This is a genomic window from Stenotrophomonas sp. SORGH_AS_0282 (genome assembly GCF_030818125.1).
In the GTDB taxonomy this organism is placed as follows: Bacteria; Pseudomonadota; Gammaproteobacteria; order Xanthomonadales; family Xanthomonadaceae; genus Stenotrophomonas; species Stenotrophomonas rhizophila_A.
Genome location: NZ_JAUTAB010000001.1, coordinates 1327304 through 1341861, shown reverse-complemented (window position 1 = coordinate 1341861; position 14558 = coordinate 1327304). Strand labels below are relative to the sequence as shown.

Sequence of the window (14558 nt, the reverse complement as noted above, 5' to 3'; positions counted from 1 at the left end):
CACGCCGATAATGAACGCCTGAACCAACAGGAGTCTGGCAATGGGTGAGTGGGTCACGCTTGATACGCATCACGGTCCGGTCCGGGCCTGGCAGGCCACGCCGGAGGGCAAGCCGCGCGGGGGCCTGGTGGTCATCCAGGAGATCTTCGGCACCAACGCGCACATCCGCGACGTGGCCGAGGGCTTCGCTGCGAAGGGCTACGCGGTGCTGGCCCCCTCCTTCTTCGACCTGGTCGACGGGGCGGATTCCGACCCGGATGCCCTGCCCTATGACCCGGACGGGGTGAAGCAGGGGTTGGAACACGTCAATGCACTGGGCGTGGAGAAGGCGCTGGAAGTGGTCCGCGCGGCCGCCTCGCGGCTGGCGCCGGCCGGCAAGGTCGGCACCGTGGGCTACTGCTGGGGCGGCAGCATCGCCCTGCTCTCGGCCCTGCGCCTGGGCCTGCCGTCGGTCAGCTACTACGGCGCGCGCAACGTGCAGTTCCTGGATGAGACGCCCAAGGCCCCGGTCATGTTCCACTTCGGCGCGCAGGACAAGAGCATTCCGCCCGAGGCCATCCAGGCCCACCGCGAGAAGCTGCCCAAGATGGCCACCTTCGTCTATCCGGCCGACCACGCCTTTAACCGCAGCGTCGGACATGCGTATGATCCGGACAGCGCCGAGCTGGCGCTGACACGCACCCTGGACTTCTTCTCGGAGCATCTTGGATGAGCGATTTTGAACTGGATTCACGCCTGGCCGCCAACAGTGTGCTGGTGGACCAAGGCCCGTTGTCGCAAGTGCGGTTGATGAACGACGAACGGTTCCCGTGGCTGGTGCTGGTGCCGCGCGTGACCGGCATCACCGAATGGCTGGAGCTCGACGGCAACCAGCAGGACCAGCTGCGTACGGAATTGAACCGATGCTGCCGGGCGCTGAAGGGCACCGACGGGGTCGAGAAGATCAACTTCGCCACGCTGGGCAACATCGTGCCGCAGCTGCACTTCCACGTGGTCGGCCGACATGTGGGCGATCCGGCGTGGCCGGCGCCGGTGTGGGGGCATGGCCAGGCCCATCCGTTCGACGCGGCCGTGCTGCAGGAGCGTGTCGCGATGTGGAAGGAACGGCTAGGATATTCGCCCCAGCCCTAAGCGGACCCTGCCCCTGATGCGCTCCAACCTTGTCGCCGCCATCGTCCTGATCCTCGTCGGCCTGTTCCTGCTGGCCAGCAACCTGGGCTGGACCAACATGAACCTGGGTCGCCTGATCCTTACCTGGTGGCCGGTGATCCTGGTGGCAGTGGGGATCGGGTTGTTGTTCGGACGCGGGAAATAACCCCAAAAAAAAAGCGCGGAGAGATCCGCGCTTTTTTATTTGCCCTGCCGGTCAGGTGCGCGGCAGGGTCACGCCGGTCTGGCCCTGGTACTTGCCGCCGCGATCCTTGTAAGAGGTCTCGCAGATGTCGTCGCTGTCGGCCTGGAAGAACAGCATCTGGGCGACGCCTTCGTTGGCGTAGATGCGCGCCGGCAGCGGCGTGGTGTTGCTGAATTCCAGGGTCACGTGGCCTTCCCACTCCGGCTCCAGCGGGGTCACGTTGACGATGATCCCGCAGCGCGCGTAGGTGCTCTTGCCGAGGCACACCACCAGGGTGTCGCGCGGAATGCGGAAGTACTCCACGGTGCGCGCCAGCGCGAAGCTGTTGGGCGGGATGATGCACTCGTCGCCCACGATGTCCACGAAGCTGCCCGGGTCGAAGTGCTTGGGGTCGACGATGGTGGAGTTGATGTTGGTGAACACCTTGAACTCGCGCGAGCAGCGCACGTCGTAGCCATAGCTGGAAGTGCCGTAGCTGACGATGCGCTGGCCGTTGGCCTGCTTGACCTGGCCGGCTTCGAACGGCTCGATCATGCCGTGCTGTTCGGACATGCGGCGGATCCAACGGTCACTCTTGATGCTCATGGGGAATCCTGGGTGCGGGAATGGGCGATTCTAGGCGATCAGAGCAGCGACGACAGGATCGGAATGCTGGCGCGCGGTCGCTTGGCCACTTCCTCTACCAGCCGCTCGGCGGCGCGCAGGTAAGCCTGCGCGGCCGGCGACTCCGGCGCGGCGGCGGTGATCGGGGTGCCTGCATCGCCCTGCTCGCGGATGCCGATATCCAGCGGCAGCGAGCCCAGCAGGGGCACGCCGTACTGCGCGGCCATGCGTTCGCCGCCGCCATCGCCGAACAGGTGTTCGATGTGGCCGCAGTTGCTGCAGGTGTGCACGGACATGTTCTCGACGATCCCCAGCACCGGCACCTCGACCTTTTCGAACATCTTCAGCGCTTTCTTCGCATCCAGCGTGGCGATGTCCTGCGGGGTGGTGACGATGACCGCGCCGGCCAGCGGAATCTTCTGGGTCAGGGTCAGCTGGATGTCGCCGGTACCCGGCGGCAGGTCGATCAGCAGGTAGTCCAGGTCATCCCAGAGGGTGTCGTTGAAGAACTGGGTCATGGCCGAGGTCGCCATCGGACCGCGCCAGATCATCGGCGTCTCGTCCTCGATCAGGTAGCCGATCGACATGGTCTCCACGCCGAACGCGCGCAGCGGCTCGATCGACTTGTTGTCCGGGCTTTCGGGGCGGCCGCTCAGGCCCAGCATCATCGGCACGCTGGGGCCGTAGATGTCGGCATCCAACAGCCCGACCCGCGCGCCCAGGCGGGCCAGCGCCACGGCCAGGTTCACCGCCGTGGTGGATTTGCCCACCCCGCCCTTGCCTGACCCGACCGCGATCACGTTGCGGACGCGCGGATGAAGGGTCAGGCCCTTCTGCACCTGGCTGGCATGGGGACGTCGAGACGGGCTGGCACTCACTGCGGGAACTCCGGAAAAGCCGAACGGGACAGCCCGCCACTATACAGGGCGACCCTGCGCTGCCAGGCCGCTGTCCTGCCCTGTCCTTGCGCTGTCCAGAAAACGATTTTCGCGACATTGGCACGTCAGGAACGGATTCCGTGGTGCGGTGCGGCCAAAAAATGAACCGTGCATCCATCACGGCAGGGAGGCAATGGTTTCATCACAAACCATTATTAACTTATTACTTTTCAATATCTTGCAACACAGATGAGAACGAAAGCACCGCTTTGCCTATCTTGTCTTTATGACCTCTTGATGAACAGTTGACAGGTCGCGTTAAGGCCGTGTTAACCTCGAATCATCAGCTCGTGAAGCTGGTGAACAGGGGGGCAGCCACTGCCAAGACCTGATCCGAGGGCACACGGAGACGCCTGCTGGTCCATGTCACCGGTGTTTGACGCAATCGATCGTTCCAAGGGGATCCACACATGATGAATCGCAAGTCGCTCAGCCGGAATCCGCTGAGCTTCGCCCTGGCCACCGCGATGGTGTTCGCGGCCGCGCCGGCATTCGCGCAGGACACCACTTCGACCAAGACGGCCGAAGAGGTCGCCGCCGAGAAGGCCAAGGCCACCACGAACTTCGACACCGTGACCGTGACCGGTTCGCGCATTGGCCGCGATACGTTCAACTCGGTGTCGCCGGTCCAGGTCGTCACCCGCCAGGAGTCGGTGCTTGCCGGCTTCAACTCCACCACCGACGTCCTGCAGAGCACTGCGGTGACCACGGGCAGCTCGCAGATCAACAATGCGTACGGCGGCTACGTCACCGACGGCGGCCCCGGTGCCAACACGCTCGGCCTGCGCGGCCTTGGCCCGACCCGCACCCTGATCCTGCTCAATGGCCGCCGCGTGGCGCCGGCCGGTTCGCGTGGCGCGGTCGGCTCGGCCGACCTGAACGTGCTGCCGAACGCGATCGTGGACCGCATCGAAATCCTGAAGGACGGTGCCTCGTCGATCTACGGCTCCGACGCCGTGGCCGGCGTGATCAACATCGTCACCAAGACCAAGGTCGACGGCGTCTCCTTTGAAGGGCAGCACAACGCCACCGACGGTGGCGGCGGTGACCAGCGCCGTTACTCGATCATGTTCGGCACCACCGGCGAGCGCTCGCACTTCTCCGGTTCGTACGAGTATTACACCCGTAACGACCTGAGCCTGCGCGACCGCGACTGGACCCGTTGCGCCACCGACAAGTACCGCGACATCGACGTGGGCGACTACTGGGGCAGCGGCGACTTCATCGACCCGCTGACCGGCAAGTCCAAGTGCTACACCCTCGATGCGGGCGGCGTGACCATCAACACGATCGGCACCAACACCCGCACCGGCGTTGCCGCCCCGGGTGGTGCCGGCACGCGCTTCAACCGCTGGCGTCCGAACGCGGCCGTCACCACCGGCCTGGTCGGTTATGAAGGCGTGGACACCTATACCCGCGATACCTTCGACGACGCGATGCTGAACCAGTCGCTGATCTCGCCGGCCAAGACCCACACCCTGTTCCTGCAGGGCGGCTTCGACACCGGCGTGCTGGGTGACGCCGAGCTGTACTACGAGTTCCTGGGCAACAAGCGCAAGTCGACCCAGACCGGTTACCGCCAGCTGTCGCTGGACTATGCAGTGGGCAGCCCGCTGATCCCGGCCAACCTGCGCGACAGCGTGGCCGGCCCGGCGACCAACCTGACCAATGGCGCCAACATGGGCGTGCGTGCGTTCATCGGCTTCGGCAACGACCAGAACAAGCAGAACGTCGACTACTACCGCTTCAACGCCGGCCTGCGGGGCAACCTGACGGCAGACTGGAAGTACGACTTCAATGTCATGCACTCGGACAATGACGCCGACTACACCTTCCAGAGCTTCCTGACCAGCCGCCTGGCGCAGAGCCTGAACGTGGTCTCCAACGGTGCCGGCGGCTATTCCTGCGTCGACCCGTCGAACGGCTGTATCGCCGCACCGGCGCTGAACTCCAACACCATCGGCGGCAACCTGCCGGCGGACTGGAAGAACTGGGTGTTCGTGCCGGTCACCGGCAACACCATGTACAAGGAAGACACGGTCAACTTCAACGTCAACGGCCCGCTGTTCGACATGCCGCACGGCACGGTCCGCGGCGCGTTCGGTGCCGAATACCGCAAAGCCAAGATCGACGACAGCCCGTCGCAGTACTCCATCGACGGCGACCTGTTCAACCTGACCTCGGCGGCGCCGACCCGCGGCAGCGACTCGGTCACGGAAGTCTACGGCGAACTGGAATTCCCGCTGCTGTCGGGCGTCACCGCTGCCGAAGAGCTGACGCTCAACCTGTCCGGCCGCTACACCGACTACGAGTCGTACGGTTCGGATGAGACCTACAAGATCGGCGGCCTGTGGACCCCGGTGAAGTGGCTGTCGTTCCGCGCGTCCTACGGCACGTCCTACCGCGCCCCGGCGCTGTACGAACAGTTCCTGGGCGGCACCACCGGCTTCCTGGGCAGCACCTCCGATCCCTGCAACGAGTACAGCGACCGCGATCCGTCGTCGATCCGTTACCAGAACTGCGCCGCAGAAGGCCTGCCGGCCGACTACATCGCAACCCAGGGCGTGACCGTGATCACCCAGGGTGGCGCGGAAACCGGCCTGAAGGCGGAAACCTCCACTGCCAAGACCCTCGGCGTGGTGATCCAGCCGGAGTTCGGCAGCGGTTTCGGTGACCTGTCCTTCGCCGCCGACTACTTCGACATCAAGGTCGAGAACGGCGTGCAGGCCGCCGGCGGCGCCGGCATCCTGAACGCATGCTACGGCAGCGCCACCGCCGACTTCCTTGCCGGCAACGGCCTGTGCCGCCTGGTCGACCGCAACCCGCTGAACAACGCACTGACGGTCACCAACGGCTTCATCAACGTCTCCACCGACAAGGTGCGCGGCGTGGACCTGACCCTGCGTTATGTCCGTGACATCGGGCCGGGCGAGTTCCGCACCACCACCCAGTTCACCCACTACATCGAACAGTCCAGCAAGATCTTCCAGGACGATCCGCTGGTGAACTACGCGGGCATGCTGGGCACCCCGGCGAACACCGCCACCTTCGACATGGCCTACAAGTGGAAGGAATGGCAGGTCCGCTACGGCCTGGACTGGATCGACAAGATGGACAGCTACGCGTACTACGAGGAGCGCAACCCGGGTCTGTTCGAGCCGGACACCTCGCCGTACAAGATCTACACCCCGAACTACTTCCTGCAGTCGTTCTCGGTGCAGTACGAAGCGGACAAGTGGTCGGCCACCGTCGGCGTGCGCAACCTGGCGGACAAGGAACCGCCGACCATTTCCCAGGGTGTGTACAGCACCGTCGGCAATGCGTTGCTGTACAGCGGCTTCGACTACTGGGGCCGCCAGTACTTCGCAAACGTCACCTACTCGTTCTGATCCCGCTTCGCGAGCCGCCGCCCTTCGGGGCGGCGGTCTCGTTTCCGGCCCTGGTAAACCGGTGGTCGGCCCGCTCCACGAACAGAGGTCATCAATGAAACGGATTCTTCTGCTGGCCGCCCTGGCCAGTGCTTCCTCGCTCCTGCACGCCAAGCCGGTGGCACCGACCATCGAGCAGATGGCCGCCTTCCCGGCCATTTCCAGCCTGTCGCTCTCGCCCGATGGAAAGCACATCGCCGGCCTGCGCGCCAACGGCGAAGAGCGCGTCATCGTGGTCTGGGAAACCAACGCCCTGGACAAGGCGCCCACCGTCATCGGTGCCGGCCGCATGAAGTTCCAGAGCGTGAGCTTCATCAAGAACGGCCTGCTGGCGGTCACCCTGTGGCAGCCTTACGACCTGCGTACCGACCGGGTCAACAAGACCTTCATCAGCAAGTTCTTCATCACCGACATCGAAGGCAAGCAGTGGAAGGAGCCGATCAGCCCGGCCCGCGCCACCAGCCGCAACGAAGAACTGGAGCAGGCCCTGTCCAACTCCACCGTGCTCGATACCCTGCCCAACGACCCGGACCACATCCTGGTGGTGAACGGTTCGGGCAGCAATTCCGGTGACGTGTACAAGGTCAACCTGCGCAGCTTCACTTCCCAGCGCATCCAGAAAACCGAAGAGCGCGTGGCCGGCTATGTCACCGATCTCAACAGCGAACTGCGCGCGCGCCTGCGCCAGGACGTGGATGGCACCGGTGCGTATATCGCCACTGAATTCCGCAACCCCGCTACCGGTTCCTGGGAAGAACACTTCCGTTCGCACGTGAAGGATCGCGACATCAACCAGGTGGTCGGCTTTGCCGATGACCCGAACATCGCGTTCATCCAGAGCAACGTGGGCCGCGACAAGACGGTCATCTACGAATACGACATCGCCGCGCGCAAGCAGAAGGAAGTGCTGTTCGAGCACAAGTTCTTCAATGCCGGCACCGTGGTGCTGAACCGCTACAAGAACGTGGACGGCGTGCCGTTCGGCGCACTGCTCGGCGTCGGCTACAGCGGCCCGCGCGAGAACGAGATCCAGTGGACCGATCCGACCTTCAAGGCGCTGGAACAGGGCCTGCGCCAGGCCCTGGGCATCCAGGCAAGCGAGGTCACCCTGGTCGATCCCAGCACCGGCCAGCGCGCCACCACCCAGCTCGATGGCGGCAGGTCGATCCGCCTGCTGGACTACAGTGCCAACCTCAAGACGTTCCTGGTGGTGGTGTCCGGCCCGTCCGACCCGCCCACCTACTACCTGTTCAACAACGGGCAGCTGACCGAGCTGGCCAAGTCCTACCCGCAGATCGACCCGGCCGCGCTGGGCACGACCAAGCTGGTCTATTACAAGGCGCGCGACGGGCTGGACATTCCCGCCTTCCTGACCACCCCGAACACCGAACTGTGCGGTGCCGGTCCGTGGAAGGCCGTTGTGCACCCGCACGGCGGTCCGTGGGCGCGCGATGGCATGGACTTCGACGGTTCCATGTGGGTGCCGCTGATGGCATCGCGCTGCATGGCGGTGCTGCGCCCGCAGTTCCGCGGTTCGGCCGACTGGAGCCGCAAGCTGTGGATGGCCGGCGATGCCGAGTGGGGCCAGAAGATGCAGGACGACAAGGATGATGGCGCCAAGTGGATGATCGACCAGAAGATCGCCCAGCCCGGCCACATCGCCATGTTCGGCTTCTCCTACGGCGGCTATTCGGCATTCGCCGCATCGGTGCGGCCCAACGGGCTGTACAAGTGCGCCATTGCCGGTGCCGGCGTGTCGGACATCAAGAAGATCTGGTCGCGGTTCTACACCAACCCGTTCTTCCGCCAAGCCCAGGCCAAGACGGTGGACGGTCTGAACCCGCTGGACAAGGCCGGCGAGATGAAGATCCCGCTGATGGTCTACCACGGCGACCGCGACCGCACCGTGCCGATCGAACAGTCCGAATGGTTCGTGGCCAAGGCGAAGAGTTCCGGCCAGCCGGTGGAGTACCACGAAATCGCCGATTACGCGCATGGCCCGGCCTGGACGCGCGCGATCATGGGCGACCAGCTGCGGCTGATCGATGATTACCTGGGCAAGGGGTGTGGTGGCGGCGGGTTGTAATCGCCGCTGAGGGGCACCCGACCCACGGTCGGGTGCTCCCGATGATTATCGGCCACCTTCGGGTGGCCTCTTTTTATTCGCGAAGAATGGCCTGTGCCGCGTTGTGTCCCGGCGCGCCGGTGACGCCGCCACCCGGATGCGTCCCCGAACCGCACAGGTACAGGCCCGGCAGGGCACCGCGGTAGTCGGCCTGGCCCAGCATCGGCCGGGCGCTGAACAGCTGGTTGAGGCTGAGCGCGCCATGGAAGATGTCGCCGCCGATCAGCCCGAAGGTACGCTCCAGGTCCAGCGGACTGAGCGCCTGCCGGCCCAGCACCAGTGCGCCGAATCCCGGCGCGTGCTTCTCGACCGTTGCGATCATCAGGTCGGCCACTTCGTCGCGGTGGTCATCCCAGCTGCGCCCGCCGGAAAGCACCGGGGCCACGTGCTGGCAGAACAGGCTGGCCACGTGCTGGCCGGGCGGCGCCAGCGAATCGTCCAGCGTACTCGGGATCAGCATTTCCACGATCGGTTCACGTGACCAGCCGTGCTGGCGCGCATCGCGGTAGGCGCGGTCCATGTAAGCCAGCGTGGGCGCCATGATGATGCCCGCCGTGAGGTGGTCCCCTGCCCCGGGCAGCACGGAGAACGAGGGCAGGCCGGACAGCGCGACGTTCATGCGGAACGTGCCTGAACCGCAGCGCCAGTTGGCCATGCGCTCGCGCGTGGCCAGTGGCACCTCCCCAGGCGCCAGCAGCTGTTCGTACAACAGCTTGGGATTGACGTTGGCCACCACCCTGCGGGCGCGGATGACATCGCCCTGCAGCGTTTCCACCCCTACCGCGCGCCCCTGCTCGACGACGACCCTGCGCACGCCGCTGTCGGTACGGATGTTCGCCCCGGCGGCGATGGCCGAGCGCGCCATCGCCTGGGTGATGGCGCCCATGCCGCCGATGGCGTGGCCCCAGGCGCCCTTCACTCCGTTGCTCTCGCCAAAGGCGTGGTGCAGCAGCACGTAGGCCGAGCCGGGCGCCTCCGGGCTGGCGTAGTTGCCCACGATGCCGTCGAACCCGAACAGCGCCTTGATCGGCTCGCTTTCGAACCAGCGGTCCAGGTATTCCGAGGCCGAGATGGTGAACAGGTCCAGCAGTTCCTGGCGCAACGCCGGCGCCAGCCCATGCAGCCGCCTGCCGAGCTGGCCGGCCTGCCACAGCGCCGGCAGCTGGGTCAGCCAATGGCCTTCCCCCACGTTGGGCGGCGCCTGCAGCGCAAGATCGCGCAGCACATCGGCGAATGCCTCCAGGCGCTGCTCGAAGGCCAGCAGGCGCTCCGCATCACGTGCGGAAAAGCGCGCCACCTCCGAACGGGTCAGCCCGGCACCGGCCAACAGGTAATCCCCGTCCAGCGGCAGGAAGTTGTTGATCCGCCGCGGCACCACCCGCAGCCCGTGCTCGGCCAGCGCCAACGCCTGGATGATGCGCGGCTGCAGCAGCGACACCGTATAGGAAGCCACCGAATTGCGGAAACCGGGATGGAACTCCTCGGTGACCGCCGCCCCGCCTACCACCGACCGCCGTTCCAGCACCAGCACCCGCTGCCCGGCCCGGGCCAGGTAAGCCGCGCAGACCAGGCCGTTGTGCCCGCCGCCGATGATGACTGCATCCCAAGCACGCGTCGTTGAAGTGTCCATGCTGGCTGTATACATGACCTTCGACACCCTTGCAGGCCGGGCCAGCGGCGTATCGTCTGGCCCACGGCCCCCATCAGGGGGCCTTCCTGAAAGATTCTTCGGCCCGGAGGCCATACTAGTGATCTCTCGTACTCCCAAGATTGTCCTGCTGACCCTGGCCGTTTCGGCCGCGCTGGTCGGCTGCGGCAAGAACGAAACCCCGGCTACGGACAGCGCGGCCTCCACCGCCACCCCGACCGCCGCCGCCCCGGCCGCCACCGAGTTCAAGCTCGACGAAGCCAAGCTGCCGGCCTACAACGCCTTCCACCCGTCCGACCTGGACAAGAGCCTGGACGCCTGCACCGCGTTCGGCGATTACGTGAACAGCAAGTGGCTGGCCGCCAATGAAATCCCGGGCGACCGCACCAGCTGGGGCGCCTTCACCATCCTGGACGAGCGCTCGGTCGCCGTGCAGCACCAGTTGGCCGAACAGGTCGCAGCGGTGAAGAACCCGACCGGCATCGAAAAGATCGTCGGCGACTTCTGGGCCACCGGCATGGACGAAGCCAAGATCAACGCGCAGGGCATCGAGCCGATCAAGGCTGACCTGGCGGCCATCGACGGCCTGCAGGACAAGGACGCCATCGCCAACTACCTGCGCACCACCGCCGCCAAGGGCGAAAACGTGCTGTTCGGGTTCGGTCCGGAAGCGGACTTCAAGAACTCCAGCATGAACATGGCCTACGCCAGCCAGGGCGGCCTGGGTCTGCCGGACACGACGTACTACACCGACGCCAAGAACGCCGACAAGCTCAAGGCCTACCAGGCGCACGTGGCCAAGGTGCTGGAACTGTCCGGCGTTGCCGCTGCCGACGCCGCCAAGCAGGCCGCGGACGTGGTCAAGTTCGAAACCCGCCTGGCCAAGGCCTCCAAGTCCAGCGAGCAGCTCTCGCGCGATGTCTCGCTGTACTACAACCCGGTCACCGTGGCCGACGCCGACAAGCTGACCCCGAACTTCAGCTGGAGCCGGTTCTTCGAAGCGCAGGGCATTGCCGCGCCGGAGAAGTTCTCGCTGGCCATCCCCAGCTTCCACCAGGAAGTCAGCAAGGCGCTGGGCGACACCGACCCGTCGGTGTGGCGTTCGTACCTGCGCTTCCACACCGTGGATTCGGCGTCGCCGTTCCTGGCTGACACCTTCGCCCAGGAAAACTACGAGTTCTACGGCAAGACCCTCAACGGGCAGAAGGAAATGAAGCCGCGCTGGAAGCGCGTGCTGGGCACCATCGAAAACGATGCCGGTGAAGCCTTCGGCCAGCTGTACGTCAAGGTCGCCTTCTCGCCCGAGTCGAAGGCCAAGATGGAAGAGCTGGTCAAGAACCTGGCCGCCGCGCTCAAGGAGCGCATCCAGGGCCTGACCTGGATGAGCGATGAGACCAAGGCCAAGGCGATCGCCAAGTGGGAAACCTTCACCCCGAAGATCGGCTACCCGGACAAGTGGCGCGACTGGAGCGGCCTGAGCACCGGCCGTGACAGCTACTTCGGCAACGTGCGCGCGGCCAACGAATTCAACTACAAGTTCGCGCTGGGCAAGATCGGCAAGCCGGTGGACAAGACCGAGTGGGGCATGACCCCGCAGACGGTCAACGCCTACTACAACCCGCTGCAGAACGAGATCGTGTTCCCGGCCGCCATCCTGCAGCCGCCGTTCTTCGACCCGAAGGCCGACGACGCGCTGAACTACGGCGGCATCGGTGCGGTGATCGGCCACGAAATGACCCACGGCTACGACGACCAGGGCAGCCGCTTCGGGCCGACCGGCAACTTCGAGAACTGGTGGACCGATGCGGACACCAAGAACTTCAGCGGGCTGACCGGCAAGCTGGTGAACCAGTTCGACGGCTACAAGGTCGGCGACCAGGCGGTCAACGGCAAGCTGACCCTGGGCGAGAACATCGCCGACCTGGGCGGCCTGGCCACTGCCTACGACGCCCTGCAGAAGGCCAGCGCCGGCAAGGAAGACCCGAAGGTGGACGGCTTCAGCCGCGACCAGCGCTTCTTCTTCAACTGGGCCACCGTGTGGCGCACCAAGTACACCCCGGAGAACGCCAAGGTCCGCCTGGCCACCGACCCGCACGCTCCGGCTGCGTTCCGTGCCATGGGCGCGCCGTCGAACCTGCCGACCTTCGCGGCCGCGTTCGAGTGCAAGCCGGGTACGCCGATGGTGCGCGCCGGCGACAAGCAGGTGGTGATCTGGTAATCGTTCACGCGGTGGCGTGAAGCAGAAAGGCCCGGGATTTTCCCGGGCCTTTTTGTTTGCCCGGTTGCCGGCCAACGGCCGGGGCTACCGTCGGCGTCGGTGAATGCCGCGTTTTCATGCGGGCTTGCTATAGTTCCGCGGTCTTCAATCCTCCTGGATTTGTTTCGCATGCCCAACCTTCGTCCGCTTGCCATCGCCCTAGGCCTGGGCCTGGCCACCCTGGTCGTCACCGACGCCTCCGCCGCCCCGAAGAAGAAGGCCGCCAGCCGTGCGCCCGCCGTGAGCGCGCAGTGCAGCGACTTCCATGACGCCACCAATGCCGGCTGGCTGAAGGCCAACCCGGTGCCGCAGACCGGTGCCACCACCGCCATTGGCCAGCTCGCCGAGCGTACCCGCGTGCAGCAGCGCGAGCTGCTGGATGGCGCGATGAAGGCACCGCAGGGCAACGTGCAGAAGCTGCTGGGCGACTTCTGGGCCAGCGGCCTGGATGAAGCGGCCGTGGAAGCCGACGGCTCGGCCCCGATCGCGCCGCTGCTGACCCGCATCAACGCCATCAAGAAGGCCAAGGATGTGCCGGCCTCGATTGCCGCGCTGCATCAGGTCGGCATCCCGGTGGCCTTCAACTTCGCCCCGGACGTGGACCTGAAGGCGCTGGATCGCCACATCGGCTACTTCATGCAGGGCGGCATGGGCCTGCCCGACCCGGCCTTCTACACCCGCACCGACGCCGATACCGTGGCGCTGATGGGCCGTTACCGTGCGTACGTGAAGCAGATCCTGGCCCTGACCGGCACCCCGGCCGACAAGCTGGAGGCCGAATCGCAGGCGGTGATCGCGCTGGAAACCGAGCTGGCGCGCAATGCGCAGTCGCTGGCCGGCATCAACAACCCGTTCAACAACTACGCGCCGATTTCCACCAAGGAACTCAACAGCCGCTTCCGCAACCTGCAGCTGGATGCGTTCCTGAAGGCGCAGGGCGTCAACGACGACCTGGTCTCGTTGTCCGACCCGGAGCTGTTCAAGGCGCTCGACGGCATGGTCACCCGGATCAAGCCGGACCAGTGGAAGGCCTATCTGCGCTGGCGCGTGGGCGATGCCATGGCCCCCTACCTGTCCAAGGCCTACCGCGATGCGGAGTTTGAATTCCGCGGCCGCGTGATCCGTGGCGAAACCATCGCCCCGGCCCGCTGGGAGCAGGTGCTGGATGCGATGAACGTGGCCGCCGGCCCGATGGTCGGCCGTGAATATGCCGCACGTTACCTCGCCGCCGATGACCGCCGCCAGGCAGCGGTGATCGTCGACAAGATCCGCGAAACCCAGATCGAGGCGGTGAAGGCCAGCAGCTGGCTGAGCCCGGAAGCCAAGACCGAAGCGCAGGCCAAGCTGGCCGCCTTGAAGATCGAGATCGGCACGCCGCTGCGCGACCTCGATTACAGCGTGCAGCCGATGGGCCGTGGCAGCTTCGGCGGCAACATGCTGATCGCCTCCACCTGGCGCCATCGCGAAGAAATGAAGCGCATCGGCAAAGGCAACGCCGACCGCCGCTGGGATGTGTTGCCGCAGCAGCCGGCATTGGCCTACGACATCGCGCAGAACCGCCTGATCGTCACCGCCGCCGTGCTGCAGGGCCCGGTGTTCAATGCCAAGGCCGACAACGCCGACAAGTACGGCAGCTTCGGCGCGCTGGTTGCCCACGAACTGAACCGTGCGATCGATGCCAAGGGTGCCCTGGTCGATTCCAAGGGCGAACTGCGCAGCTGGTGGACCCCGGCCGACAAGACCGCCTGGAACCTGCTGGGCAACCGCGTGGCTGCGCAGTACAGCAGCCTGGACTTCCCCGGCGTGAAGGGGGCCAAGGTCAATGGCGAACTGACCCGCGAAGAGAACCTGGCCGATCTGGCCGGCGTGGAACTGGCATGGGCGGCCTACCAGTCGGCCGAACCTGCCGCCAAGCCGGCCGCGCAGCAGGGCTTCTTCCGCGCCTGGGCCAGCCTGTGGCCGCAGCAGCTCTCGCCGGGCGAAGCCGCGCAGCGGCTGACCGCGGACACGCTGGCCCCGGGCAAGTGGCGCACCAACGTGCCGCTGTCCAACCTGCCCGCCTTCGGTGCCACCTTCAGCTGCAAGCCGGGACAGCCGATGCAGCGCGTGGACAGCGACCAGATCAGGATCTGGCGCTGAGCGAAACGTTGATGGATTGAATGAGGGCGCCCCCAGGGGCGCCCTTTTTCATGCACGTAGAGCCAC

10 protein-coding genes are annotated in these 14558 nt (G+C 65.7%); 7 read left to right on the top strand and 3 right to left on the bottom strand.

What is annotated here, in order from left to right:
- The first annotated feature begins 40 nt into the window (after positions 1–40).
- From QE395_RS05805 to QE395_RS05795, 3 genes are read left to right on the top strand one after another with little or no spacing between them, the layout of a single operon-like run.
- Positions 41–712, top strand: coding sequence for a dienelactone hydrolase family protein (locus tag QE395_RS05805; RefSeq protein ID WP_306987915.1), 672 nt, complete (start codon positions 41–43; stop codon positions 710–712).
- Complete coding sequence (locus QE395_RS05800) at positions 709–1131, top strand: HIT family protein (RefSeq protein ID WP_068853482.1); 423 nt, start codon at positions 709–711, stop codon at positions 1129–1131. Before QE395_RS05805 ends, QE395_RS05800 begins: the two co-directional genes overlap by 4 nt.
- Before the next feature lie 16 nt (positions 1132–1147).
- Positions 1148–1315 (top strand): DUF5668 domain-containing protein, encoded by a 168-nt coding sequence (locus QE395_RS05795; protein WP_093533394.1) that lies wholly within the window; start codon positions 1148–1150, stop codon positions 1313–1315.
- Between the two features lie 51 nt (positions 1316–1366).
- Here the strand turns inward: QE395_RS05795 and dcd are convergent, their stop codons facing one another.
- The gene (gene dcd, locus QE395_RS05790; protein WP_068853484.1) at positions 1367–1939 is read right to left on the bottom strand and encodes a dCTP deaminase; all 573 of its coding nucleotides are present in this window, start codon (positions 1937–1939) and stop codon (positions 1367–1369) included.
- Between the two features lie 38 nt (positions 1940–1977).
- Positions 1978–2796, bottom strand: coding sequence for an iron-sulfur cluster carrier protein ApbC (gene apbC / locus QE395_RS05785; RefSeq protein ID WP_306990436.1), 819 nt, complete (start codon positions 2794–2796; stop codon positions 1978–1980).
- A 512-nt stretch (positions 2797–3308) separates the two neighbouring features.
- On the opposite strand from apbC, the gene QE395_RS05780 reads away from it, so the two are divergent.
- Together QE395_RS05780 and QE395_RS05775 are read left to right on the top strand one after the other, a co-directional pair.
- Complete coding sequence (locus tag QE395_RS05780) at positions 3309–6284, top strand: TonB-dependent receptor (RefSeq protein ID WP_306987912.1); 2976 nt, start codon at positions 3309–3311, stop codon at positions 6282–6284.
- Positions 6285–6378: 94 nt separating this feature from the next.
- Positions 6379–8409 (top strand): prolyl oligopeptidase family serine peptidase, encoded by a 2031-nt coding sequence (locus QE395_RS05775; RefSeq protein ID WP_095363473.1) that lies wholly within the window; start codon positions 6379–6381, stop codon positions 8407–8409.
- 73 nt (positions 8410–8482) lie between these two features.
- Here the strand turns inward: QE395_RS05775 and QE395_RS05770 are convergent, their stop codons facing one another.
- Positions 8483–10078 (bottom strand): NAD(P)/FAD-dependent oxidoreductase, encoded by a 1596-nt coding sequence (locus QE395_RS05770; RefSeq protein ID WP_306987910.1) that lies wholly within the window; start codon positions 10076–10078, stop codon positions 8483–8485.
- A 121-nt stretch (positions 10079–10199) separates the two neighbouring features.
- Between QE395_RS05770 and QE395_RS05765 the strand changes: the two genes are divergently transcribed.
- Both QE395_RS05765 and QE395_RS05760 read left to right on the top strand, forming a co-directional pair.
- A complete protein-coding gene (locus tag QE395_RS05765) occupies positions 10200–12314 on the top strand; it encodes a M13-type metalloendopeptidase (protein ID WP_208856151.1) in 2115 nt (704 codons plus the stop codon).
- Between the two features lie 168 nt (positions 12315–12482).
- Positions 12483–14492, top strand: a complete 2010-nt coding sequence (locus QE395_RS05760) for a M13 family metallopeptidase (protein ID WP_306987908.1) — start codon at positions 12483–12485, stop codon at positions 14490–14492.
- Positions 14493–14558: the final 66 nt, after the last annotated feature.

Coding starts and splice junctions, on each gene's coding strand:
- QE395_RS05795 (WP_093533394.1), top strand. CDS start 1,148: ATGCGCTCCAACCTTGTCGCCGCCATCGTCCTGATCCTCGTCGGCCTG.
- QE395_RS05780 (WP_306987912.1), top strand. CDS start 3,309: ATGAATCGCAAGTCGCTCAGCCGGAATCCGCTGAGCTTCGCCCTGGCC.
- QE395_RS05770 (WP_306987910.1), bottom strand. CDS start 10,078: ATGGACACTTCAACGACGCGTGCTTGGGATGCAGTCATCATCGGCGGC.
- QE395_RS05760 (WP_306987908.1), top strand. CDS start 12,483: ATGCCCAACCTTCGTCCGCTTGCCATCGCCCTAGGCCTGGGCCTGGCC.
- QE395_RS05775 (WP_095363473.1), top strand. CDS start 6,379: ATGAAACGGATTCTTCTGCTGGCCGCCCTGGCCAGTGCTTCCTCGCTC.
- QE395_RS05805 (WP_306987915.1), top strand. CDS start 41: ATGGGTGAGTGGGTCACGCTTGATACGCATCACGGTCCGGTCCGGGCC.
- dcd (WP_068853484.1), bottom strand. CDS start 1,939: ATGAGCATCAAGAGTGACCGTTGGATCCGCCGCATGTCCGAACAGCAC.
- QE395_RS05800 (WP_068853482.1), top strand. CDS start 709: ATGAGCGATTTTGAACTGGATTCACGCCTGGCCGCCAACAGTGTGCTG.